20 protein-coding genes are annotated in these 24,495 nt (G+C 55.2%); all 20 read right to left on the bottom strand.

The features are described 5' to 3' along the window. Positions 1-77: 77 nt before the first annotated feature. Positions 78-521 (bottom strand): helix-turn-helix domain-containing protein, encoded by a 444-nt coding sequence (locus tag ACG97_RS11955; RefSeq protein WP_047967592.1) that lies wholly within the window; start codon positions 519-521, stop codon positions 78-80. Positions 522-680: 159 nt separating this feature from the next. Continuing rightward, positions 681-2,507: a hypothetical protein gene (locus tag ACG97_RS17345; protein ID WP_202902769.1), complete on the bottom strand. Its 1,827-nt coding sequence runs from the start codon at positions 2,505-2,507 to the stop codon at positions 681-683. Positions 2,508-2,512: 5 nt separating this feature from the next. Next, entirely contained in the window at positions 2,513-4,969 is a 2,457-nt protein-coding gene (locus ACG97_RS11945; protein ID WP_047967590.1) for an AAA family ATPase, read from the bottom strand. Then, a complete protein-coding gene (locus ACG97_RS11940) occupies positions 4,969-6,459 on the bottom strand; it encodes a hypothetical protein (protein WP_047967589.1) in 1,491 nt (496 codons plus the stop codon). Before ACG97_RS11940 ends, ACG97_RS11945 begins: the two co-directional genes overlap by 1 nt. Further along, positions 6,443-9,841, bottom strand: a complete 3,399-nt coding sequence (locus ACG97_RS11935; RefSeq protein WP_047967588.1) for a DEAD/DEAH box helicase — start codon at positions 9,839-9,841, stop codon at positions 6,443-6,445. The genes ACG97_RS11940 and ACG97_RS11935 overlap by 17 nt, the downstream gene beginning before the upstream one ends. A 6-nt stretch (positions 9,842-9,847) precedes the next feature. After that, complete coding sequence (locus ACG97_RS11930; RefSeq protein WP_047967587.1) at positions 9,848-11,251, bottom strand: serine/threonine-protein kinase; 1,404 nt, start codon at positions 11,249-11,251, stop codon at positions 9,848-9,850. A gap of 5 nt (positions 11,252-11,256) precedes the next feature. Next, complete coding sequence (locus ACG97_RS11925) at positions 11,257-11,949, bottom strand: PP2C family serine/threonine-protein phosphatase (RefSeq protein WP_047967586.1); 693 nt, start codon at positions 11,947-11,949, stop codon at positions 11,257-11,259. Then, positions 11,949-12,692, bottom strand: a complete 744-nt coding sequence (locus ACG97_RS11920; protein WP_202902768.1) for a VWA domain-containing protein — start codon at positions 12,690-12,692, stop codon at positions 11,949-11,951. Before ACG97_RS11920 ends, ACG97_RS11925 begins: the two co-directional genes overlap by 1 nt. 212 nt (positions 12,693-12,904) lie before the next feature. After that, positions 12,905-13,225 (bottom strand): DUF4258 domain-containing protein, encoded by a 321-nt coding sequence (locus ACG97_RS17340; RefSeq protein WP_082133772.1) that lies wholly within the window; start codon positions 13,223-13,225, stop codon positions 12,905-12,907. A gap of 357 nt (positions 13,226-13,582) precedes the next feature. Next, positions 13,583-14,500 (bottom strand): DNA recombination protein RmuC, encoded by a 918-nt coding sequence (gene rmuC, locus ACG97_RS18060; protein WP_047967599.1) that lies wholly within the window; start codon positions 14,498-14,500, stop codon positions 13,583-13,585. Positions 14,501-14,534: 34 nt separating this feature from the next. Then, on the bottom strand, positions 14,535-14,915 hold the full coding sequence (locus ACG97_RS11905; protein ID WP_047967583.1) for a hypothetical protein: 381 nt from the start codon (positions 14,913-14,915) through the stop codon (positions 14,535-14,537). 24 nt (positions 14,916-14,939) lie between these two features. Further along, positions 14,940-15,260 (bottom strand): DUF4258 domain-containing protein, encoded by a 321-nt coding sequence (locus ACG97_RS11900; RefSeq protein ID WP_047967582.1) that lies wholly within the window; start codon positions 15,258-15,260, stop codon positions 14,940-14,942. A gap of 389 nt (positions 15,261-15,649) precedes the next feature. Further along, entirely contained in the window at positions 15,650-16,264 is a 615-nt protein-coding gene (locus tag ACG97_RS11895; RefSeq protein ID WP_047967581.1) for a hypothetical protein, read from the bottom strand. A 1,005-nt stretch (positions 16,265-17,269) separates the two neighbouring features. Next, complete coding sequence (locus ACG97_RS11890) at positions 17,270-18,109, bottom strand: hypothetical protein (RefSeq protein ID WP_156168031.1); 840 nt, start codon at positions 18,107-18,109, stop codon at positions 17,270-17,272. Positions 18,110-18,171: 62 nt separating this feature from the next. Further along, positions 18,172-18,645, bottom strand: a complete 474-nt coding sequence (locus tag ACG97_RS11885; protein WP_047967579.1) for a hypothetical protein — start codon at positions 18,643-18,645, stop codon at positions 18,172-18,174. 173 nt (positions 18,646-18,818) lie between these two features. Then, a complete protein-coding gene (locus tag ACG97_RS11880; protein ID WP_047967578.1) occupies positions 18,819-19,682 on the bottom strand; it encodes a hypothetical protein in 864 nt (287 codons plus the stop codon). Further along, positions 19,682-21,307 carry a DUF3696 domain-containing protein gene (locus ACG97_RS11875; protein WP_047967577.1) on the bottom strand — a complete coding sequence of 542 codons (1,626 nt, stop codon included), beginning with the start codon at positions 21,305-21,307 and terminating at the stop codon, positions 19,682-19,684. Before ACG97_RS11875 ends, ACG97_RS11880 begins: the two co-directional genes overlap by 1 nt. Positions 21,308-21,537: 230 nt before the next feature. Further along, positions 21,538-22,623, bottom strand: a complete 1,086-nt coding sequence (locus ACG97_RS17330) for a restriction endonuclease subunit S (RefSeq protein ID WP_082133771.1) — start codon at positions 22,621-22,623, stop codon at positions 21,538-21,540. Further along, positions 22,620-24,170 carry a class I SAM-dependent DNA methyltransferase gene (locus tag ACG97_RS11870; protein ID WP_047967576.1) on the bottom strand — a complete coding sequence of 517 codons (1,551 nt, stop codon included), beginning with the start codon at positions 24,168-24,170 and terminating at the stop codon, positions 22,620-22,622. The genes ACG97_RS17330 and ACG97_RS11870 overlap by 4 nt, the downstream gene beginning before the upstream one ends. Beyond that, positions 24,167-24,493, bottom strand: coding sequence for a hypothetical protein (locus ACG97_RS11865; protein WP_047967575.1), 327 nt, complete (start codon positions 24,491-24,493; stop codon positions 24,167-24,169). Before ACG97_RS11865 ends, ACG97_RS11870 begins: the two co-directional genes overlap by 4 nt. Between the last annotated feature and the right edge of the window lie 2 nt (positions 24,494-24,495).

Here is a 24,495-nt window from a genome sequence, read left to right as displayed (position 1 = left end):
ATGCGCCGGCATGGTTCCGCAAATGGGCTATCGCCGGTAGAGTTTGAGAAGCAATATTTCCAACGACTCAAGAGTGTCTAGAGAAGCCGGGGCGATTCACCCAGCACCACATACTCGTAACTCCAGTCGAACTGGCCGACCTCACCTGGTGCAAACGACAGCGGCACAAAGGCCTGCGTGACTGTTGCCGTTGCGCGGTTTGCTTTCCAGGTCTTGGTAAAGCGCTGGATGCTGTCGTAAGCGCCGCGATAACCCTCGGCCTGCAGGCATTCGAACAGGCGGCGGGCAGTACGGCGCTGCACCTTGGGAAGTGCGCGGTCGCGTTCCAGCCATTCGGTTAGTTGCGCCTGAAAGGCGCCGAGTTGGGGTTGGGCTTGTTTCTGGCGCAGGTAGACCGGTGCATCCTTGGCCTTGATGTATTTCTTGACGGTATTGCGGGAGAGGTTGAGCGAGCGGGCAATCGCACTGATGCTCTCGCCGCCGACTAGATGACGACGGCGGATCTTGCCAATGGTTTCCATGAAAAGCACTCCAGGTTGACCTCCGCCCAAAGGGCAGAGTGTGACACCCCCGGGGTGGTCAAAATTCAACGCCGTTTACCCCGGGTAACCTGGTCACTTTTGCACGCTATTTAACACACTAGGTCGACGATCGACCTGGTGCGGCAGGCTGCTCTGTCTTCAAGAACTACTGGACGGCTGGCGCTGAATTTGAATTGAAAATGATCTACGCCCTACTTTAAAAAATCCTTCACCCCCAGAAATCTTTTGATTAAATACAAAATTACCATTTGATTCCCGCAGATAGCGTTCCGTCCCACACTGCTTACAATTAGTTCTAAAGCCTAAAGGTTTTTGGAATGCGAGCTTGACATTTTCATTACAGACCGGACATTTTTCAAAAGCACGTAGCATCAAATTACGCTGTTCCAGCCCAAAACTTAGCTGGGTTGCATTTTCTGCTATAAGCGCGTTTTTCAATTTATTTACCAACTCATCCGGAACAGCCTCCTGTAGCACCAGTGCATGTGCCTGATGGTCAACATGCACACCAGGTATACCGTCAGCCAAAGTCAAAACCTTTTCCGGTATTTTGGTGAGGGGCAGTCCGTAGGACAGAAGAGCCTTCCGGTAGAGCGCGTGATCAACAAGTTGCCCAAAGCGCTCCACGCAGTACATGTCAGATGGTGAAAGTAAAATCCAGCCCTGATGATAGCTAACCTGGTCAGGTGCCTGGCCACTGCCAGGCCAGGCGATGAACCTATTCTCAGGGCGTTGCTGCAGCGACTCAGGCAGCGATAGGCTGCTGAACCAAGGCACCACCGTCAGCAAGACTTCATCCACAGCGTGCTCACCAGTGGCCCGGCTTACCAACTGCCACTCCAATCCACTTTGTTGGAGTCGTATAGCCCTACCGGCCCACACATCCTCATTATTTCCATTCAGATAGGGAAGCAATGCATGCCGCAGTACAAGACCGGCATAGCGCGAATAAGCATCTGCCAAGTATTGATTATGCTTAAGCTGTTCTGCCGGAGAAGCTTTATTACTTAGCGCCGTCTTATTCAGCAGGTCCCACAGCGCAGCCACATGCCGATAATGAGGATCATGGCAAAGGATATTCGTCAGATGCAAGGAAACCGCTACCTGCGCTTGGCAGCTAACTAATAAATACAGGCCACTTTGCTTGAGACCCAGAACCGTCCTATGTAGACGCTGGAGCGTTTGAAGCGTTTGGGATAGCAGCTCCGACACCTTGGAGGTCGCATCCTGATCAAATGTCTTCCCCCACAGCCGGCAAATTTCGTGCGAAAGACGATAGTCAATATCTTCTGATTGGTAAAATTCCAGCGCCTGTGCCAAGGTTGTCTGCAAGCTCTCCAAAGTTGACAAACGATAGCGTAAGTAGCGCTCGATTTTATCCAGCAAGCGCGCATATACGCGGTTCTCGTATATGCCATAGTCATCATCACTAAAACGCGCAAGAACCTTTTTGGGAATCACACCACTCAGGGTTTGCCGCTGCCAGCACTCCGAGTGCGATGACAAATGCACCAGTGCCCCTTTTGCCAGTCGTCGCGCACGTGCGATATCAACAACTTCCTCTTCATAGTGCAGGTCACGGCGCGGTCGTTGCGATATGTGATGCAGGTGTCCTTGTTGCATCACATCCAGCAAACACGCTTCAAAGGGAAGAAGACGGCTCTGATCATCGATGATCGCGGCGGGCATCAACGGTGAAACTAACTCGGACTGCTGCATATCGGCGTCTATAGCCGCGACTGTTTTGGACAGTAACTCTGTACTGGCTGCCCGGGATGGCTGCGGCATAACAAACGCGTGAGCCCCACTACCCAGCAGACACCGGTCACTCCCATCACTGACCAGAACACCTGAAAAAGATGATGTATGACCATTAAAGACCACGCTGCTGGAAGCAAGCTGATAGCGCCCCGGCTCAATAGCCGTGGGTAGCTGATGACACTGCGCCCCTGTAAGTCTATCCAAGTACATTAGCTGCGGCCTTCCAATCGTCGAATATCGGCAGCCAATAACTCCAACGATTTTCCAGGCTCCCCAGCAAGGTTTGCCTTGATCCAGAAGGTCTCAAGGGCATCCTTCAGCCCTCTTACTGCATCAACACCTATATTGTAGCGGCCGGTAACCTTGCCCGAACGCATGACACGCGTAGACAGCAGATGATCCAGCGCCTCGCCAGTGGGGGCTCCGCTTGCCAGCATCACCGGGATGAAATCAAGCGCCTGCTTCTCAAAGCGGTTACCCCAGCCCAGCGCAAATTGACTAGCCAACTGTTCAGTGAAGGCATCCCCAGTCAAACTCTGCAACAATTCAACAACCTCTGCCTTTTTCTCTTTGCGGGCGCGGACAAATGCCTCGCGAAGGGAGCGATAGGAGTAGCTTGCCGGCGTCGTTTTTTTGATAGTGAAACGATGATCCTGCTTGGGCAGTGTCATTACATGAGCACGATCATAGGTCTTGTCAGCCAGCTCATTGGTGGTTTCGTCGTGGTTGGCCGTGCCAATGAACCAGACATTCTCTGGAACCAGAATCTTGCGCCCCTCTCGCAGCATGACAGGGGCATTTGACAGGGCCGTCTCGGACAAACTGATCAAGCGTTCATTCCGATTGTTCTTCTCCAACGCAGAGAGGAACTCGGCGAAATACTGCTCGGGGCGAGAAAGATTCATTTCATCCAGCAAGATGATGTTACAGGTATCCTGCCAACGCGGTGTCTGAGCCTGGTACAGCGCCTGTAAACAGTCCTTCTCATAAAAGCGCCGCTCGAAAGCGTTGTAATGCCCCAGTAGATCATCGCGATCTCGCCACCCGGCCTGCACCGCGATGTCAGTACAAAAGCCCCCCATTGCCTTGGCAAAAGCCTTAGCCAGACTGGTTTTGCCAGTGCCGCTAATACCTTGGAAGACATGTAGTTGGCTCATGGCCAGGCCACCAAGCAGTACACGAATATCTTCCAGTGGGTAAAACAGCTCTACATGCTTTTCAGCCCTGGCGATCCGGTGCTGTAGCTCCTCGGCAAACAGCTTGAGATCGGGCACTTCCTCCAGCTCCATGCTGGCTCGATACTGATGTTCCGAGTCCATAAGCGACATGGCCGGGAACGGCGTCTGGGTTTTCTGTGCATTGGTGAGCTGATCGATTCGGCTCTCAAGATCATCGATATGCACAGCCAGCGTATTTTTGTGCTGCTCCAGCACGCGCTTCTCGCGCGCCACAGCCTCCAGCTCAGTTGCGGCAACGCGCTTGAAGCTCTGTTCTCGCCGCAGCTCATTAAGTTCTGGCAGCAGCGTCGAAATATCGCGTTCCAGATCAGCCTTGCTACTGCGCAGATATTCAACTTCGTGCTGCAACTCAGCCGTGTCGGACTGATCCAGTTTGCGCTTAAGGTCTCGGTTTTCCTGCCGCAAGCGCTCAAGCTGCGCCAGAACCTCTGCAGCTGACTGCTCTCCCAGTTCTGTGCTCAGTTCCTGCAGCTCCACCAGTTGCTCTTTCAAGCCTGCAGATTTTTCCCAAGCCTTGTCACGCTGACGCTCCAAGCTGGCAATGGCTTGCTGATGACTCACGCGCTCGGCTTCCATTTCCGCAGCAATGCGCTGCTCCAGATCACGCTGCGCCAGCTTGATGTCATCCCATTCGCGGTCAAGCCTGCTACGCGCGCGATCAAGCTCCATTCTGCTCTGCGTTATTTCGTGCTCGCGCCGGTCCAACTGCTGAGTACGCTCAGCCTCCGCCTCAGTACAGTTGTGCTTTACCTCCGCCAGGCGCCTGGTGGTCTGCGTGAGTTCGCTTTCGAGCTGGCGTTTCTGTTCCTGCAACTGTTGCAGCTGGGCTTCATGCTGCTGAGCCAGTTGACGCTGACGATCCTCTAACTGGCGTAACGCCAGCTCGTTTTGCTCAACAAAACCCGCTTGCGCATTGGCTTCACGCAAGTTCAAAGAACGCTCACTGTCCAGCAGCGCTGACTTCTTGCTGGCAAACACTTGCTGCTCACTGGCCAGCTCAGCCTTGTCGCGCGCCAAAGTAGCGGCCGCTTGCTCAAGCGTCTGCTGTTGTTTCGTTACTGCTTGCTCCCGTTCTTCAACCGTTAAAGCAAAATTTCTCGCCTCGTCCCAATTTTCGGTAGCTTCTTCGAAAAGACGCTCCTTTAGCCGGACAAGTTCTTTGCACACATGGGCAAACTGCTCAATCCATCTGGCAAACTCAACGTCGCCGCCGGCGCGGAAGCGCTCACACACGCTCAGTAACCAAGCAGAATCAACCTGGATATCAAGCTTCATATCAAACGACTGGTAAACCTTGGAGGCATTCTCAAATGAAGCCGTCCAGACAGGGACATTTTTCTCCAGCGCGGAACGCTGCAATCCTGCTGCGACAGGTGCGGCTACGGGTATCTGCGGACTGCCATACTTGTTCGAATTCTTCTTCGCCATTACATCCATTCCTTAAAGTATGCAGTAAAGCCCAGCGCATACTGGATACTATCCAGCGCCACACGACTGGTGAGTTGAGTTGTTTCCCGCCCGGTAAAACGGCTTTGAGCGTGGCTGCTCTGATTACGCAGGTTCGCAAGCTCCATGAGTTTGTCCAATTGCAGTTCCCGATCACCCAGTAGCTTGAGCGGATGCTGCGGCGCTTTTAGCGTACCCATGGCAGCGGCAAACAGGAGTGCCTTGAGTGAGTCACTAGGCTTGGAGCAAGCCCGGATAACTTGATCGATCTTCTGCCTGGACAGCAGCCTGATGACATCCTCGGTAAACGCTGGCAGCTGTAATGCTGAGAGAATCTGCTGATTGTGCGTCGGGTCGAACCGTTGCTGTTTGGGTAGCTGCCCAACGTCAGCCGGGTACTTGCGAATCAGCCATTGCATGACAACCTCAAGCAGCTTTTGGCACTCCATCATCGCCGCATCCAACTCTTGGTCGCGGCTGTCGCCTTGCTGGAGTTTTTCTTGGCGCACCAGCAGTGCTACCAAATGGCGCTTGATATCTGGCTGACGCTCAACCCAGGGGAAAGCCATCAGTACTTGCAGCTCAGTCTGCTTATGCAATGCGTCCCGCCACTGCTCGAAAGTTTGATTATCGGCACGTGGCACCCCCACCAAGGGCTCAAGTCGCACCAGCAGCCTGGCATCCCCCTCAATAGCCTGAAGCAGTGTGTCCTGCAGCCACCAGGACTTTTCACGCAATTCAAATGGGTCCTTGGCCGACCACAGATCACTGCCATGGTCATCAGCAGTAAGCCAAACAAGAACCCTTGCCGATTGCGGTGCATCATCCAGTCGCTGCACCCCGTGCAGACTGATCTGCTTCGACTGCTGGCTACCATGCCCCAGCTGCTGGCTGGCGCGATAGTCTTCGCGATAATCCCGGTAGGCCAGTGTGAGGGACTCATGATCGAGTGGCTGCAGATCCAATTTCCCACTGGTTATCATGTACGGCCTGATGGTTTGACCGGTCTTCCTGTCCACCAGAAATTCCGGGAAGCGGGCCAGCGGATCCTGCGGCTCCAGTAGGTTTAGCTGAGGCACCAGGCGCGGCCAGAACTGCCCCGTCAAGGCGTCTTGCAGCAAATAGCCGGACTTCAGCTGGGCATCGTCTCTTTCCTCGTCATCCAGCAGGCGCTCCCCCTTAGCTGTCAGGCTCTGAGCATCTTCCAACAGCCAGCCATTACTCACTCCCTGGGCCAAAATCAGCTTGATCAGGTTCTGGTGCAGCCCTGTCAGTTCAGCGATTGCCTCAACCTGGACAGTGCGCGCACGAATCAAGCCCAGTACCGCACGCTGAAACAGATTCAACTGCGGTCGTCTGGCTTCAGGGTAAAGCACGCGATGCACCAGCACTGGCCAGAGTACCGGACATTTTTTGCCTCCCTGGAGAGAATCGAACCTGAGGTATAAACCGGTTTCAACGAATGCTGCCATGGACACCTCCACACATCTGGTAAAAGGCAGCCAATGCCGGTACAGCCTCTTTCGCTTCAGCGCAGCTAGCCAGTGCCGCATCCCCCACACAAATCAGCATTTGCCTTTGTCGACTCATGGCCACGTTCATTCGGTTTGGCAAGCGGAGGAATCCGAACTGGCGATTCAATTGTTTCTCACGATCTGTGTCAGTATTACCGCTCGCTTGCCTTGGTTTTACCTGCTCATAGGTACGGACGCAGGACAACAAGACCACATCAAACTCCTTGCCTTGGAAGGCGTCGACTGAACCCACACGCAGCCGCTCCTCCAGACTGACCGAGCCATCACCCCGCACCTTTCTGATCCATTTGAAATGCTCGTGCGGCTCATAGGTGCCGTTACGCTGCTCCATCAATGGCACACCGTCTATTCTGTGCTGAGCGAGCTTCTCCATGATCAAATCACGCTGCGCCGCATAAAAGGTGATGACACCTATTGAAAGGCCGTCACCGCCGGCCTGCATCAGCCTTACCACCTCTTCTGCAATGCGCTGCGCCTCACTATCGCGGATTCGGCTCGTCCCAGACTGAAGGCGCTGATCTTTACCCTGGGCAACAGGTACATCTATCCACTGGCAAACCCGGTCTCGATAGTGCGGCGCAAGTTTGCCCAGTGCGTTCAGCAAAGACTCAGAGAATGCAAAATCTTCCACTGTTCGGCCGGAGTGCACCTTGCCCATACCACCTTTCTCGTAGAACTGTTTGCTGACGAAACTGCCGAGGATAGGGTGCATGCGGAACTGGGTATCCAGCATCACGACCCGGGGATTGGTGTCCTGCCTCTCAAGGTCTTGCAATTTCAAGCGCATGCGTTCGAACAGGCTGGAGCGAAATGCAGTCAGCTGCCGCTCCGTCAGTTGATGCTCTTCCTGCAGTTGCCCTTCAATGTCAGGCTCAAGCATGTGCGGCAACTGCCGGTCGTCCCCCACCAGAATAATGCGCCGCTTGGCCATGGACATTGGCACAAACAGGTCCAGCGGATTGGCCCGTGCCGCCTCATCAATCACCACTGTATCGAACTCAATATCAGTGCTATCCAGCCCGGCTACTAACTTCAGACTGGCCATCTGCCGGCCAGCCGCTTGCTGGCAGGTTGCCCCCACCACCATGGAATACTCGTTGACCACCGCATGGGCCGCAGTGCGATCCATCGCCAGGCTATCGGCAAGCTGCTCCAGCACCCAGGCCACCCCCTGCTTGCGCTGGCGCAGTTTGCTCTCTAGATGCCTGTCGATTTCATCAAGCAGAGCCAGGCCTTCAGGGTCCGTCTGACGCTTCAATTCCGTAGGCCGGTAATCGGGCAAATACTGTTCGAGAAGTTGATCCTGGCATGCCGCAAGCGCTTGCAGCGTCGACTCTGTCGGCTGCGAGCTATCCGCGGCAGCTTGCAGCAATGCCATCAGCTCTGCACTGCAGCCTTGGCCATGACGCTTCAACCAGCTGAGCAAATCCCAGGCTCGATCGGCACCATCGTCAGCGAATGACCGAGCCTCAACGCGTAACGCGCGAATACGTTTCAAGGCCTCTGCATCCGGCCGGCTCCCGGCCGGGTTTGGCAGCTGCTTTTTTAGTTGCGCGATATAGTCTTCGAGCTGACTTTCCAGCTTGGGCGACAAGACTAGACCACTTTGCTCCAACGCTTGCAGACCATCCAGAATGCAACCGAATGCTTCCGCTTGTTGAACTGGTGATGCGCCAACAACTCGCGCCAGCGCCAGCTTGGTGGACAGCTCCCTGATACGTTCAAGCTCCGGGTACTTGTCGTACTCCTTGGCAATTTTTTCCTGCAAATGGGCCACGCGTTGCTCAAGCCAGGGGTCGATCAGTGACAGCTCATCGCCCGCCCCCCGCTTACCGCCGACGCGCGCGCCAGGCAAACCAAACACATCGCTTCTATCCAGCGCGTTATCTACTGCATCGTGCTGAAAGCTGCTGATCAGCACTTGCGCAGCAATTTTTCTTTCCTCTGCCTCCTCCGCCAGACGACGCTGCAAAGCAGCGATTACCTGCGTTTTGCCGGTACCGGGTGGGCCGATGATAATGGCCAGATCGGGTGTATTCAGCGCGGCATCCAGGGCCAGAATCTGCTTATCTGTTGGCTTCCCCCCCTTGAAAGCTTCCTGCGCATAAGGCGTCAGCCCTTTGATAGTCCGGCGCCGGGCAGAGGGCACCGCAACCCCTTCCAGCAGCCACTTCAATTGAGTCAAGCGCTTGCCCGAGTCAATGGACTGCTTGGCCGCAAGCCGTCGCTTGGCTACAGAGCGCTGGCCCGCCAGAGAAAGATAGAGCCAGCCTTCACCCTGTTTCGGGCGGACATCACGCCGACTTGAAGCAGTCCTGAACACGACACAGTCAGGCTCAAAAATGATGGTGCCACGCGGTATGCTCGCTGCCTTTTTCGACTCGTCAATGGCCAGCTCTTCCCCCCAGTCAGGCCGTTCGTCTCCCAGGTCGAACTGGGTGTCGCTTGGCAATCCAAGATTGCGCCATCGCTGACGAAACTCCCGATAGTCATCCTGTGATTTTGGCGTCAGACGCCAGATGTTTTCACGCCCCTCTTCCGCTCCCTCACATTGCACAAAACGCAGTGAGCGCAGGCTTTCCGCCCGCTGCAAAGCAGTCTGCCACTCCTTCTCGTTGTAGAGATTCCACAACTCCAAATAGCTGGCACTGTCACGCAACGTAGCGTCCAGCAACGCCTGCTGACTGGCGCTGTTGAGGGTTGCCGCAACGGAGGCGTCACGGAACGCAAACTGACCTATCAGCAAGGAGAAAGTACCGTCGCGACGCGAATGGCGAGTAAGGCGCTTGATAAGCAGTCCGCGGTCCTGCCGTTGCTCCACATCAGCGCGCCAACCTTTGCCCAGCAATTGAAAGCCTCCTTGTGAGGCGCTATTGCTGAAGCGTGCGACAGTGAGCCAGTCGCCCTCGGCCAACCCACGCACCAGAAACTGCGCCGACAACCATTGGCAGGCACGTTCGATGCTGTTATCGGAAATTTCCTGCTTGCCGTAGAGATCATCGGCAAGCAGCTCGTCGACCCCCAGTTCAAGATTCATAGCGGACACTTCGACCGGTGCGCAGTACTGCACCAGCAGTTTGCTACCTTGTTTACTGGTCAGCAGCCAGCGGCTCTGATCGCGCAGTACCAAACGACTAAAAAGTCCATGGTCGGCTGCTGTGCAGTTGACCCGGACACGCGAGTCCCCCTGAGTCGCCAGCCATTCATCCTGATAGCTCTGGAGAAAGATCGCCTGCCCGGCCATGAAACCATCGATAGGCTCATCGCTAGCGAGTGCCAGCACATCCTCGGACAGCATGGGAAAGTCTTTAAGTTCCATACTTCATCACCACCTGAACTGCCAAATGACATGGGCCTCATCCAGCTCTCCGATATGGATCCGGTAAGGCTCCTCATGCTGCCCTCGCAGACTTTCCTTGAGACCCTGATAACGCTCCAGTAGCTTTTTTGCCCCCCCTCGCTGCAGATGCAGTTTGCCCTGCGGTAACGGGTGGATACCAAGCCCCTGCTCGGTATACTCAATGCGGACATGGTCGGCAGGCCAACGGTCATAACTGAACGAGGGCATCAGGCGCTTGAGCTCCAGCTTGCCTCCAGGTTGTAACCAAACCTTGCGGCCGGTTGCCATCAGCGTATCCGGCTCCATAGCCTGGCCATCACCCTGCTGCGGCCAATCAATAAACTCCTCGAACAACACCAACCGCTGATCAGCAGGTTCGTCACAGAAAAAGCATGACACCTCATTCACAGAGGCAAGCTCGGCAGACAGCAGCGTACTGCAACCGCAATTGGCGCAGTCGCAAATGCGCTCATCAATTTCCGTCAATGCCTCCAGCCACTCCGCCATGCTTGGCCGTTCACAAGCGTGGTAGCGGCCTTGCTCAAAACAACGACTGAACAAGGCAGGCAGCCTGCTGTGCTCAATCAACTGGATAGGCAGGTTGGCAAAACACTGATTGGCATCATCCTGCTGGTCATAAATCCAGGGATGTTCACCACGCAGCGCCGCCTCCTCTTCCTCGGGCTCGCCATCAGAGACCAACTCGCCCTTGAAGGGGTGGTTATGGGTCAACAACAGATAGGCGATGACGGCAAAACTCCAGCAGTCGGTCAGGCTGGACAGCAACGCTTCACCGCGCACCACCTCGGGCGCACCATAATCCGCCGTGTGCAAGGTCAAGCCGCTATGTGCTTCCAGACTGATATTGTCGCAATCGATAAGCCAGGTTTCCGCATGGGCAGGGTCATCCGAGACAAAGATATTGCTTGGCGACAGGTCGCCATACAGCATGCCGCGTGCGTGTAACTGGTTCAGCGTTCTTGCCAACTGGCTTAAAATCCGGATACGGCGCCGCAATCCACCCTGGCGTAGATAATCGGCAAGCATCTCACCCTCGGCCTGAATGAAACTCTCCAGCAGGCTTTGCAAGGGCACCAGGCCATCCATCAGCTCCATCACATAGCCACAACGCGGCTCCGCCAGCAGCACCAGCGGTCTGGCCAGTTTCAGGTCACTCAAATCTTGCCGAATAAGCCAGGCAATATGGCGCGGCCAGCGTTGGCGGGCTTGTTCATCTTTGTTGGTAAAGCCTTTGATCAGCACCAGCGGATACTGGGTCTGGTAGACGATACCCTGCCCGCCCCGGCTCATTTCTGCCCCCAGCTCATAAACCGAGCCTTTGCTGTCCTGTACCACGCGCTTTTGCTGCGTTGTCGTCGTTGCAGTCATCTGCCTCAATCCGTTCTGAAAATTCCAGCGATGGTCTTATCATCCCCATGGCATGGCGTAGACCAGCCATGCAGCTCCGTTGTCAGCCACTGACGCATGCGACGTCTGCTGCAGCGCAATTGACGCCGGTAAATGGCATCGAAGAATGACGCCAACTGTTCCGCAACCAGGTCATCCGAAATGCCGTCTGTCATCAGCAACACACCATCGCCAGGCAGGCTCAACACAAGCTCGGTGCAACAGTATCCCCGTAGATCAGCTTGCGCCAGGGTCGTGGTCTGGTTGCCAAAACCTTGGCGTTGAGCTGTCAGCACTTTGAACTCCCCCTGACTTCTGACGAGTAACAGGCCATCACCAACCTGACCAGCCACACCTCGCCCGGAGGCATCTACCCAGGCCCACAGACAGGTCGTTTCGTAGGCCCGGTAACGATCACCAAAATGTGCCAGCCAGGCATCACGCAAGACCTGCGCAACCTCGCCATGAAGCAAGTCTTGCCGCTGCCGGGCCAGCTGCCTGATGAGTTGGACGACTTTCTGCGAACCTATATGGCTACGCGGCCGACTTCCCAAACCATCTGCGACAGCGATGCACCAACCGCCGCGGACCCCACTGACGCAAAGTGCATCCTGGTTGGGCACACCATCCTGCTGATGCGCGGGGCCTCGCACCGAAGCCCCAGCGGCCAACAGGCGCATCAGAACTCCCAGTCTTGGTCATCACCGCCGGTGATCTGCAACGGTGTGGGTTGATTAGGCGTCGCCGACTGGCTGCGCGCACTGACGCTCATTGTCACCGCACGGAAGAAACGGTGAATATCACGGGCATTCTCGGCACGAAACAGCGGTGCTTCAGGATCGTTGGCGAAGTCGCTAAGCATTGAGACATCCGCATCAGCACCGATGCCCATGGCAAAACGCGTGGCCTTGGAAGAACGCTCGCCATTTAACAAACGAGCAAATGGCGCTTGCCAGTCATCAGTGGGATAACCATCGGACACCAACACGATGACCGGCCTGTAAGCGCGGGAAGGAATGCAATCCTTGTCCTCAATCATCCCGCTAGCCAGCGACAAAGCATCACCCAGCGGGGTCATGCCGTCTGCCACCAGCGGTGTAAAGCCTTGTAGTTGATGGGCAGGGGTCAACGGCAGGTTCAACGCCGACTGGCTACCACCAAAGGTGATCACACTGACCTGAATCTCCGCACGTAAGCGGCTCTCGCTGGCAAAGCTGGTAATCATGTCCTTGAGTCCCTTGTTAAGGGCCTCGATCTTGCCTTCTACCGACATGCTGCCGCTGGTATCAGCCAGCACTATAATCGGCAGCGGGCGGGCGGTTTGCTCCTGAAATTTTTTGAGTTGAACCATCGTTCTTTCCTTTATATAAGCACAGGCACAAATAATAGCAATATGTAATTTACATAAAATAATATCAGACATCAGATATACGCATAACCAAACAATTCCATCAAATATCTAAAACTTTATGCAATGGCCACAAACAACTACCTGCATTGACCGCATGCCTTGCTGGTGACCCAACGACAGCGTTGTACCCTTGCCCCCAAACACTGGGTCTGACTGACGCGTCAAAGCAGCGATATACCGCTGAAAACGGATATGCTCGGCTTGGATACTGAAAGCACCTGGAATCACTGATGCATCGCCTGCCTACGCTTGCGTGAACGTATGGAGCGCAAGTCATGGTTGCGATAGGTGGTAAGGACTGAGCCGTCTGGCTGTACCAGCACGTGTATGCCTTCGGCAGCGCGAAGATTGATGCCGCGCGCAGCAAAGAAATCCACCTCGAGGCGGCCTACTACCCGAAAACGGAGGCCATGCGCATTGATCACCCGGCCATAGCGCAGCACCTGCTCTACCAATGCGGGAGCAATGCCACGCTGCTGCATACGCTGCCAGGCATGTGGTACCAGAGGATAATCAGCAAGGGCTTGCGGTGATGCGGCAATCATGGCGCAGCTCCTGGTTGGGGATACCCAGCTAGAGCCAGAAGCGTGCCAGCAAACCATGCATGCCAAACATCAAGTTTTATCAATAAAATCATATACTTATCAACACATCTCGAATTGGAGCGGGCTTACAACCCACGCAAGAAGATAAAAAAATCTGTCCTTGATAAATTTATTTACAAACTGCAACAACCTGCTGCCCAAAAAAACACTGCCCCTTTCAAAATCAAGAAGCAGTGTCTTGGCAATGCAACAAAGCCCCTTCTGCGGAAAGATCCAGCCAAGTATGTCTGGGCAAGAACTTATCTCCCCTCGGCCTAACTCTTGCTAAAGGCATCCACGATGCGCACCGGATTGTCTTCACTGCAACTCGTACTCCTCGCCACGGCGCAAGCCGGACGACTCCAGCACCCGCTCCAGAACCAGCTCGCCCCAAGTGCCCTGTGTCTTGTTACTACCCTTCAATGCCTGGGTCAGATTGACGGCATCGGCGCTGATTTGCTGATTCAATGCGGCCAACCTTTCCACCTCTTTCTGCAAGGTCAGGCGCTCCTTGCTTTCCTTGTCGTACGTTTGCTCGACACGCACCTGGAACTCGGTGATACGCTCGCGCAGTGGCTCGAGCAACGCACCGATCGATGTCTTGTTCTGCTCGGCAAAGCGGGCACTCTTCTCTTCCAGGATCTGGTTGGCCAGCACACGGAATTGGTCTGACAACTGCTCACGCGCTTGCTGCAACAGTGCCAGCTTTTCGGCAGCCTGCTCCCGCTCCGCGTCCAGCCGTGATTGCAGCTCTGCCTTTTCGGCACGCAGGTTGGCTACCGTAACTTCAGCCGATTGGCTACGCCGACGCCAGTCGGCCAGCTCGGTTTGCGAGTCTTTGTACTGCTGCATCACGGCAGACAAAGCGGCATCAAGCTGAGCAATACGCGTCTTTTGATCAGCCGACTCAAGGTGAAAGTCATGAATCTGCCGCCAGGTTTCGGTAAGTTGCCGTTTGAGGTCCGGCACAAGGCTGATCTGCTGATCCAGCTCGGTACACTGGCGCGCCAATTCCAGCGTGCTTTGCTGCAACGCGGATTGTGTCTCTTCGAAACGCGTCTGCAACGCCGCATGCTCGCCCTGTACGCGCAAAGCCTCCTGCTGCTGTACATGCAGTTGCACCTCCAGTCGAGCAATCAGCTCGGCCTGCTGCTGACGTGAGCGTAAAATTTGCCAGGCTACCATCAGGGACAACATTGCCCCCGCCAATACAACAAACAGTACGATTTGATCCATCAGTCATGACTCTCCGGAAACAGGGTGAAGTTCATCAAGCAGCACGGATAGCTGCGGCATACCAGCCCAGCAGTTCGTCCAGAGCGACAAGACCTTCCACCCGCACACGGGTCTGGGCATCTTTCAGGTCCACCCCCTTGGTCGGCTGACGGGTAGAGCTGCCGCGATAGGGCCTGTCCAGCACTTCGCAACGTGTTGACAACCCCGCCGGCAGACTCACCGGCTCCAGGATCAGCTCGATAGTTTTGTGATCAAAACGGCCGTTAAGCAGATCACCCACCCGTAACCCGAACACACGGCCTGCGACCGTGCGGAAGTACTGCACCTTAGTGCGCAGCGGTTGATCAAGGGCGGTCAGGCCAAAGCGCGGGCACAAGGTATAGCGGACATGATCAAGAGCGAGTTGTGCTTGCATGTGATAGATGGCTCCGTAGAAGAGTTAGTGATGCATGGCGTGCTTGCGCTTGCAGGGGCGAATGGCGCGCAAGTTATGATTGCGGTACGTAGTCAGTACCGACCCGTCGGCCTGTACCAGCACGTGCACCCCTTCGGCGGCACGCAGGTTAATGCCGCGGGAGGCAAAGAAATCGACCTCCTTGCGGCCGATTACCCGAAACTGGAGGCCACGCGCATAGATCACCCGGCCATAGCGCAGCACCTGCTCTACCAACTCCGGGGGGATGCCGCGCTGCTGCATGCGTTGCCAGGCATGCGGGACAAGAGGGTGATTAGCAAGGGCATGCGGTGATGAGATAATCATGGCGAGGCTCCTGTTTGTCGGGTATGCCAGAACAAGAGCCAGAAGCGTGCCTGCACGGGCACGCAATGACATGACAAAATTAATGCTTATTTATCAATAAGATAAAGATTTACCACACTACTGCAAAGTAGCGTCACACCAGGGATTGGTAAATTTTATTATTTTAAATAATAAAATTTATATACTAGGCTTGCGTAGCACAAAGAAAAACACCGCCTCTCTTGCGAGTAAAGCGGTGTCCGCAAGGGAAAGTTGGCTGCAACGGATAGACGGTGCGACCACCCTTTGGATGAGGTAAACGTGGGATGTGCAGGCTTAACCCAAGCATGATATTGCGATAGCAAGAGCTTTAACAGAATTCAGATAAAACCAGCTCTTTTGATCCCGCTTCAAGGCCGAATTCCGACGACCACTGACATCTCCACATCGCAGTTCATCCAAGGGTTCATGTAGCGATAACCCATACGGGTTGCTGTGGGAGAGGTCGTCAGGGTGGCGTTCCAGAAAGCACATGATGGGAGATCGTAACCGGGATCCAGCAGACATATGAAATCATCGCTATAGCCGATAGCCAGCGTCCAATGATTCAAGCCGTCGTTCTTACGGCCCCTCACATCGACAATAGCCGGATAACCATTATCAATACACTGCCGGATGACTTTGCTCAATTCCTTGCCGGTACCTATATAGAGATCACCCTGCACGCCGTTATATGCCTTGATGATTTTCAACAAATCATCAGAACTTGTACCGTTGATGACCAAAGGGTCCAACGCCTTGATCTCTTTCCAGAACTTGCCAATCTGCGTCCGATAATCTGGGTTCGCCCAAGCGCCCAGGTTCCCGCGATCAGTCTTAGCCAATACCAGCAAAGCCATGGCGAGACAGTACGGGCCACATGCCCCATCCATATCCCCCTGTCGCAGATGCACCAGGTCACTCAGCGTATTACGCAAATTACCTTCTTGATCCAGATACAACCCGTCAATCAGCTTGATTTTCAATTCAGGCACCTACATTCAAATGAACTTTAATAAAACTCGGCAAAAAGGGATGGATACATACAGCAGACAGTGCGACACAACCTTGGGTGCTGTAAACGTTGGGCTGGGCAGGCTTAGCGCAGCCTACCGTGCTAGGCACACGCCGCCACGCCGCTACCTTAGGCCGGAATAGTCAATGCAGATTTAACCACATCTCAATTTTGCCCGCATGTCATCGATCAAGTTTGCAGCTTGGGCCAGCAGCCTCTGCATGCCAGCAGGCCGTCGGTAAGCCCCACTGGGCGTGGTAAAAGTTGGCCGCAGCGGCTTGCAGCCAACCTTGGTGCGGTCAACCATCAGGTAGCATCGCTCAGACTCGGCTACGCTGCGCCGGCGGTTTCACCCTGCAGCGCTGCGGCAGCGCATGCCTATAACATAATGCAAAACGGCGTTTGCTGGTAATCCGTCAGCCATGCTGGCGGAAAGTCGGGAAACACATCCCCCAGCTCAAGACTGGCCGCATCGATCAAGCGTGCCACTCGTCTTCCCGGCGCACCAGCCACCTCGACAAACCTGCTCTTCGAAATCCACGCAATCAACCGGCAATGCCCGATCTCTCACGATGTCAACAACTTGTATGTCCACACCACAAGGCTGCCAGCCAGCATTCATAGCAACGTCAGTATGCAGAATCGTCGGTCCAGATCGTGGCGGAGGTCGGCACCGTTGTTCGCCCGGCTTACGCCAGTAGCCTCAAGAATTCGATATGCGCACGTGCCCACTCCAGTGGGCGGCATGACTGCAGAGGTGCAGGTGCCATGCAGCGGGTAAGGTAGGTTCAGACATGACAAAAGCTCTGGTTCGGTTTCCTGAGTTGCGGCCAACTCTGAGCGATATTTCGGCGAAGGTCTTGCCATCCAGTGCGTCGCCCGGCAGGGGTTGATGTGCCGCCCTTGGCTTGTGCACAACATGCGCCAGGATTCAGATGACAAGGTTAGCCGCCCCTGCGGCAACTGCAGCCAGGGATTAATCCGTCTCCCACGTGAGGACGTCCTGGTGCTTCTGATCCACCTGCACCGGCTTCAGATTTTTGATGGTCTTGCTACTACCGTCCATGTAGTCGATCCGCAGCGACACCAGCTTTGGCCACTCCACCGTGTCGGTAAACCACAAGTGCTCGAAGGTATAGCTACCGAAATCTTGCGGCTTGATCGGGCCGATGCCCCTTACCCGCTTGATGGCGCTGCCGGCAAAACGGTCACGTACGGGGTCATCCACGGCATTCATACCGATCAGCTCGACACGAATGTACTTGATGGTCTTTTTGGTAGGGTTGTACACCTCCAGCTTGAAGCCGGTGGCCTCGGTGTACTCGCTCTCGTCGTAGACCGAAAAATCCAGCACGCTGATGCCATGCCTGGCCGGGGCATCGTAAGCCTTCAACGCCTGCCCCTCTGCCACATGACGGTACGCGTCCCCCTCTTCTTCCAGCGCACTGAAGTCCAACTTGGCCAGAATCTGGTCGTCCAGTTCCGGCAGTCTGCTCCGGTTCTCTCCGGTCATGAACACTGCACTGTTCTCGACAAAGAAACGCTGCTTACCGTAATAGGCCACCAGATAGTCTTTGGCCTCGCCATAGGCCGGCTGGCAACGATAGTGGCCAGCCACCACCACTGCCATGCGCTCGAACAGCATCTTGCCGTTACCGCCACGGCACGCCTCCATCGTGCGGTAGGCGTAGCTACTCTGCAGCAATATGCCAAGAGGTGAGTCAGCCTCCTCGCTTGCCATGGCGATGGACGGAAGCAGCAAAAAAGGCAAACAACATGTACGTAAGGCACGCGACAGCAAAGACAAATGACTCATGGCGGATAAACGGAAATGGTTAGACGGAGAGGGCTGCGACCAACGTTGGCCGCATCGAAACATCAGGCAGGTTCAACACTGCGCAGAATGCTGGCAAACGGCTGCGGCTGCAGCGTGGTGGCCAGTTGCTGCAATTGCAGCAGCACATGGCCACGCAAGGGCTGCACGCCGTTGGCCCCCTGATAATTGCCTTTCACCGCCGCCGGAAAGTGGCGGCGCATCCATGCCGACACCGGCTCGCGGTTGAGCGTGGCGTCGCGTTCGGCAAACCACACGCTGGCCGGATGCTGCGGGTCGTAATACACCACTGACGCCGCATCCGGTTTCGGCAGCGGCCGCACCGGCCTGTCCACCAGGCATACCCTGCCCAGCAGCTCCAGCTCGCCTTTGTGGCCAAGAGGCGTTTTGACCAGCCAGAGGTTGTCAGCGGGCGTGGCCGCCAGCTCGGCCAGCACGCCCTGTTCGGAACGCAGCCAGCCGATCTTGTTGGTCAGAATGTCCTGCTCGACATCCTTCCAGTAATACAGAATATCCATGGTTTTTTTCAGTAGTGAAAGGTTGGCTGTAGGGGGCAGCCAAGGTAGAAAATTAATGAAAAATTTTTGCATGCAGGGGCGACATGCTAGCCGTGCAACCGGATGGCCATCCTCAGCGTTGCGCCCAACCTTGGGGGCGCGGTAACGGTTCAACTGGGCAGACCAAATCCGACCTACCCCCGCCAGGTGCCGATCAACTCGCCATCGGCATATTCACTCCACAACTCGACACGGATGCGCTCTTCCAACAGAGTGACTTCGTCCATTGGCGTAGCATCACCCACCGCCATGTCCAGCCCAACCCCAAAAAAGAGACCGCCCAGCTGGCTCAACACATAACGATTATGCATCCGCCCCTTGGCATGCCCCCAAAGCTTTACCTGCATTCCACGATGTAATCGCTGCGGCAGAAATCTGTTTGCCCCATTGAGTAAATGATCACGGGTCCCATCTAACATGAGCCCCGCTACAAAAATGTCGATGCATGCATTCTCAGGCAAGCACTCGATAAATCGCGCCAATGGTTCGCGATAACGCAGGTTATTCAAATCAAAGTGCGGGTCGACAAGCTTCACGTGCTTGGCCACGCGCAGTAATGGACGGCATACTCTAGCCATTTCTTCAGCAGTACGTGCAATGCGCTCCTGCCTTTGATTCTGAAGACTGGGGTGCCCCGCATCCCATGCATCCAGATGAACAGCTTGCCCAATTTCCTCGGGACTCTTGGTTAGTACCCAGTCAAAGGGTTGTCGCTGGTGCTCCGCTTTCACGATATCCAGCCAATCACCCGTCCCCGCAGGTCGAGCCAGCGAGATAAGGGCATTTTTGGGCAAATGCTTGATTTTCTCCAAAATCTTCGTAAGCTCAGTTTTTCCATGATGCTCTTGCTGCGCAGCCTCATAAACGAGCTTTTTCCACTTGGCAGGAAACTCGGATATCACACGCCCTTCGCTGATTCCGAACTTTTCTATCACGTACTGAAATCTGAGTGCGCTTTCAACAATCGCTGCAGGCTCAACGGCAAATTCCTTGATCATCAGAACAGCTCCTCGCCGCGTTCCTCGAAAAAGCCGCGTGGCCATGGGGTATCAAAATCCCCCTGTTCGTTAATCGGCAACGCATGTGCCGTCACGGAGCCTGCAGTTTTCTCCAGATACACCACCATCACGTCATCCGGCGTGACGGCATGCATGCCGTCCGGCAGCTCGTTCTCTGCTGTTTCACGGATACGCCGCAGCAGCCGCAAAATCAAATGCTCACTATGCGTTTCGATCAGGAACGACAGGCCATTATTCAATGCGCCATCGAGCAGCAGATCGCCAATGCCCACCTGCACAGAAGGATGCACGTGCAGCTCGGGTTGCTCGATGCAAACCAAACTCGCCTGCGGATCACATGCCGCCACCACAACCGGCAGCACTTGCGAGATACCCACTCCAACGTCCTGCGGCTGATGGCGCAGACCCGCTTGGTCAGCCAGAAAAATACGCCGAGTTTCAGGGCCTCTTGCCGATGCTACGCCGTCGACCAGCTCCATCTGCTGCAACGTTGCTCGCTGCAAGCCATAACCGGTTGCCAATTTGTCTGGCTGCGACATCCAGCGGCTGCAGTCTTCAACCAGACTGGCCGGCCCAGATATCAATCGCTCCCAAGCGGCCATGCCATCGGACCAGGCGCTCTCGCGCGGCGTCAAAGATACTGAAAAACCGCGCGGAGGAATGCGCCGCAAAGGCCCGATATAGCGCAACTGGCGCAATTGGTCACGCAGCAGCATGGCCGGCCCGATGGTTAGCCAAGACATAAATGCAGTAAATTCCCGCGCGATATAAATCCCTGCCGCACCATCTGCCTGCGGAATCGGGATGGACAGCATCCGGTCAAGCTTGGGCAACGCCCCTAGCAACTGTGAATCACCAAGCCATGCACGCAGACCGCTTGCCGGCCGTTGAATCCCGTACCCTTCCATCAGGCCGATCAAGTCGTGCCAGACGCTAGCCAATCCTGCGGTATCCGATGCAGTGCCCAAGGCTTCGTCAACAGAAAATGCATCCCCCAGCAAATCCGCCAGAAGGTCCTCATCCACAACCCCGGCTTCGGCCATGAAGATCGGATTAAGCGGATTGATGCTCATCGAGGCATCACGTCCATCACCACTGGCCAGGATCCTGGCGCACCACTCACCATTAGCAGAAACGGTGTACTGGCTGACAAAGGCAGCCGAGCGCATTTCGCTCCAGGAGACCTCAAGCCTCAGCGACACCTCGGTAACGCGGTTGCGAATATCCTGCAAGGCACTGTAAAACTCCCATACATCCCCCTCATCGGACTGCCAATCCTCGAAGGAGTCAGGCACCAGCTCCGGCACGGGCTCATCGCCCAGCTGCATGCCGATTTCGATCTCGATGCTTTTGCTGGCATCACGACCATTGACCAGATTAAGAAAGCCCCCCAAATCAACCGCATCGCCACCTTGCAAGGTGCGATCGGCATTCAGGTTGCTGCGCTCCAGGATTTCCCGCACATACTGCATCGCCTGCAGGATGCTGCTCTTACCCGCGCTATTGGCGCCAAACAGCAGTGTGACGGGTTTGATGTCGATGCGCACCTCATCAGAAAACCCCTTGAAGTTACGAAGCGCGATGGATTTGATGAGAGAAGGCATTCACTTTTTCCTGTTTCAATTTTCTTTGCAATCTTGAACGCCACAGGCCGGATGCGCCGCCAGAGTCATGCCAGACGGCATTTGGATGCCAGACTACGGGTAATGCGTGTTCAGACGGCATCAGCTTGGGTTCAGATTACAGGGTTGGCCGGAATCAATAGCGAGGCTTTGCGGCCAACCTTGGGGCGCAGTGAACGTTGGGCTGCGCAGGCTTAGCCAAATTTTCCGGGCTAAATATTCATATATTTTTCCGAGCAAGAAGATATCAGCACAGTTCCTGATTCTGTCGCGACACTTAATGATTTTTTCAGCGACTGAATTTTTAAGAAAAAATCATTAAATCGCTTTTGCAGTGGCAATGGTGGCTTGAATACAGGAATGCCATTGCAAATGGTTTTATTCATGTAAGGCAGCGTTGTACTGGAGGCCATACTTTGCATATATGGTTTTTGAAATGAAAGCGCATACATTAAGAATGAGTTAATCACATCTTGTGAGCACAAAAAGGCATGCAGCTGTTGATTTATAACCATATCGCTATCCGAGATCGACAAAACTCCAAGATCACCAACGCATGTCATCAGAACAGCTCCAGAAGGTACTGTTTTTGCCTTCACCCCTGAAATTTCATCATCATCCAATCCTAGCCTGTCAATTGAATTCGCGGTAAGCCCCAAATGAATAAGATCTTTTGTTGTTACCCAAGGTGTCATACCGGTAAATGATTTTGGCTTGTCGCGCCCAGGAACAATACAAGTTGTTACATCGCCAACACTACAAACTTCCCAGCCCTTCGGGTTGGTGACGGGGTCGCCGAACATTTCCAGGAAGGTGGCGCGGAGGAAGTTGTCGGCGAGGGCGGTGGCTTGGGCGCGTTTGCGGCGCAGGCTGTCGGCCTTGTCGAGGATGGCGGCGATGCGTTTTTGTTCTTCGAGGGGAACTTTAGGAACTGTAATGTTCGTCAGCCCTTGACGTGTTATTTGTGGTTGCGCTGAACCACTGATGACGTCTTCAAAGCCCCTTTTTTGGAGAAAGTAATACAAAAATGGCAAATGTATTTTTTCTTCATCTAGCTCATCAAGAGCCATGGCATTACCATTTATATAGCAACGCCCTTCTGAAATATTCAAATTACCGCAGGTAGCTCCACGGCAGGTAATCATTATCGTTGGCTTTTCATGAGTAAATTCGTCATGTTTACCAATAATTCCATTAGCCCCATACACCGGGTAGCCATTACCAGACATTTCCGAACCTGAAATAGTTGGCCATTGCTTGGGACGGCAAATGTCTAATAAGTTGTAGTAAGCACTCATCCCAGCATCCCCTCCAGTTCCTGCAGCTCACGCTGGATGTCGGCTTCAAGCGCCATCAGCCGCTTGAGGATTTCGCGCGGGTGCTCAAACTGTTCAGCCTCGTACACCTGCTGCTTGTAGCGGTTGATCGACAGGTCGTAGTTCTGCGCGACCAGATCGGCTTTGGGCACGCCGAAGGCTTGCTGGGTGCGATCACTGAAATCACCGTCGCGGTCGCACCAGCGCCGGTATTGCGCGAGGATGTCGGGGATGTCGTTGTCCTTGATCGGCTGACGCTTGTCGTCCAGCGAGTAGCCATCGGCGTGCATGTCGTAGAAGAACATCTCGTCGGTGCTACCGCCCTTGCTGAAAATAATGATGGCGGTCGAGACGCCGGCGTAGGGTTTGAACACGCCGCTGGGCAGCGAAATGACGGCTTCGAGCTGGTTGTCTTCGATCAGATGCTTGCGCAGTTGCACGTGCGCTTTGGATGAGCCAAACAGCACGCCGTCGGGCACGATGGTGGCGGAGCGCCCGCCGGTTTTCAGCATGCGCAGAATCAGGCCGATAAACAGCAGCTCGGTTTTTTTGGTTTTCACCACGCGCAGAATGTCGGGCGACACGTCCTGTTCGTCCAGGCTGCCCTTGAATGGCGGGTTGGCCAGAATCAGGTCGAAACTGTTTTTGGCGGCTTGCGGGCGCTTTTCAGCAAAGCCCTGGCTGAGCGTGTCCTGATAGTGGATATCCGGCGCGGCGACGCCGTGCATGATCAGGTTCATGCTGGCAATGCGCAGCATGGTGGCGTCGAAATCGAAGCCGTGGAACATATCGTGGTCGATGTGCTGGCGGTAGTCGCCCAGCAGGTCGCCGGAGTACAAGGTGGCGGTCTCGGTGTCGCCCTTGTCGTTCGTGAAGGTTTCGACGTGTTTGCCGGCTTCACTGGTATGGCTGCGCAGCAGGTAGTCGTAGCTTTCCACCAGAAAGCCGCCGGTACCACAGGCCGGGTCGCAGATGCGGTCGGAGGGCTGCGGCTGCATCAGTTCCACCATCAGGCGGATGATGTGGCGCGGGGTGCGGAACTGGCCGTTAATGCCGGCGGTGGTGAGCTTGCCGAGCAGGTATTCGTACAGATCGCCCTTGGTGTCGCCCTGCTCCAGCGGCAGGTTGTGCACCGCCTCGACCGCTTTGGCGAGCAAGTTGGGCTTCTGGATCATCAGCTGCGCGTCTTTCATGAAATCGGCGAACAGGCTGGCCTCGTTACCCGAACGCTCGGCCATGGCACGGAAGTGGCGGAACACGCGGTCGCGCACATGCGGCAGCATCTGCTCGGCACCAAAGTGACGCCAGGTTTCCCAACGGCAATCCTTCTCGTCGTCGTGAAAGCGGCGGTTGAACGGCTTGCCAGTCAATTGCTTGCGGCGCTCGTCCTTACGCTCTTCCATGTCCAGCAGGCGCGCGTACATCAGGAAGGTGATCTGCTCGATAACGGTGAGCGGATTGGTGATACCGCCGGTCCAGAAGTCGGTCCAGAGGCTGTCGATCTTGTTTTTGAGTTCGCCGGTGATCATGCTGCTGCTCCCAGGTATTCGAGACGGAAATGGCGTTCGCCCAGCTGCACCAGACGGGCTTGGTGGCCTGCTTCGGCGCGCTGAGACTTGAGCCAGGCGGCAAACGACTTGCGGGGGCTCAGACGAGTCAAACTATTGATGCGAATATCGGTGTGGTAGTCGATGCCACCAGCCTCGATAAGCACGGTAGACACGGCTTTGGCATCGCTGCTGCGGTCTTCGGCAATGGTGTCGGCCGGAAAAACTGCTTTGAATTCAGTCGAAAAGTAAATCCGCCCGTTACGGATGGTGGCGGCGATAAGTTCGATCGGGATAACGGTCATTA

This window comes from Vogesella sp. EB, from assembly GCF_001037925.1.
GTDB lineage: Bacteria > Pseudomonadota > Gammaproteobacteria > Burkholderiales > Chromobacteriaceae > Vogesella > Vogesella indigofera.
The sequence above is the reverse complement of the archived record's forward strand: the minus strand, read 5'-3'. Positions and strand labels throughout refer to the sequence as shown.

Excerpts from the sequence above, each read along its gene's own strand:
- ACG97_RS11955 (WP_047967592.1), bottom strand. The coding sequence starts at position 521 with ATGGAAACCATTGGCAAGATCCGCCGTCGTCATCTAGTCGGCGGCGAG.
- ACG97_RS11945 (WP_047967590.1), bottom strand. The coding sequence starts at position 4,969 with ATGGCGAAGAAGAATTCGAACAAGTATGGCAGTCCGCAGATACCCGTA.
- ACG97_RS11940 (WP_047967589.1), bottom strand. The coding sequence starts at position 6,459 with ATGGCAGCATTCGTTGAAACCGGTTTATACCTCAGGTTCGATTCTCTC.
- ACG97_RS11935 (WP_047967588.1), bottom strand. The coding sequence starts at position 9,841 with ATGGAACTTAAAGACTTTCCCATGCTGTCCGAGGATGTGCTGGCACTC.
- ACG97_RS11930 (WP_047967587.1), bottom strand. The coding sequence starts at position 11,251 with ATGACTGCAACGACGACAACGCAGCAAAAGCGCGTGGTACAGGACAGC.
- ACG97_RS11925 (WP_047967586.1), bottom strand. The coding sequence starts at position 11,949 with ATGCGCCTGTTGGCCGCTGGGGCTTCGGTGCGAGGCCCCGCGCATCAG.
- ACG97_RS11920 (WP_202902768.1), bottom strand. The coding sequence starts at position 12,692 with ATGTCTGATATTATTTTATGTAAATTACATATTGCTATTATTTGTGCC.
- ACG97_RS17340 (WP_082133772.1), bottom strand. The coding sequence starts at position 13,225 with ATGATTGCCGCATCACCGCAAGCCCTTGCTGATTATCCTCTGGTACCA.
- rmuC (WP_047967599.1), bottom strand. The coding sequence starts at position 14,500 with ATGGATCAAATCGTACTGTTTGTTGTATTGGCGGGGGCAATGTTGTCC.
- ACG97_RS11905 (WP_047967583.1), bottom strand. The coding sequence starts at position 14,915 with ATGCAAGCACAACTCGCTCTTGATCATGTCCGCTATACCTTGTGCCCG.
- ACG97_RS11900 (WP_047967582.1), bottom strand. The coding sequence starts at position 15,260 with ATGATTATCTCATCACCGCATGCCCTTGCTAATCACCCTCTTGTCCCG.
- ACG97_RS11890 (WP_156168031.1), bottom strand. The coding sequence starts at position 18,109 with ATGAGTCATTTGTCTTTGCTGTCGCGTGCCTTACGTACATGTTGTTTG.
- ACG97_RS11885 (WP_047967579.1), bottom strand. The coding sequence starts at position 18,645 with ATGGATATTCTGTATTACTGGAAGGATGTCGAGCAGGACATTCTGACC.
- ACG97_RS11880 (WP_047967578.1), bottom strand. The coding sequence starts at position 19,682 with ATGATCAAGGAATTTGCCGTTGAGCCTGCAGCGATTGTTGAAAGCGCA.
- ACG97_RS11875 (WP_047967577.1), bottom strand. The coding sequence starts at position 21,307 with ATGCCTTCTCTCATCAAATCCATCGCGCTTCGTAACTTCAAGGGGTTT.
- ACG97_RS17330 (WP_082133771.1), bottom strand. The coding sequence starts at position 22,623 with ATGAGTGCTTACTACAACTTATTAGACATTTGCCGTCCCAAGCAATGG.
- ACG97_RS11870 (WP_047967576.1), bottom strand. The coding sequence starts at position 24,170 with ATGATCACCGGCGAACTCAAAAACAAGATCGACAGCCTCTGGACCGAC.
- ACG97_RS11865 (WP_047967575.1), bottom strand. The coding sequence starts at position 24,493 with ATGACCGTTATCCCGATCGAACTTATCGCCGCCACCATCCGTAACGGG.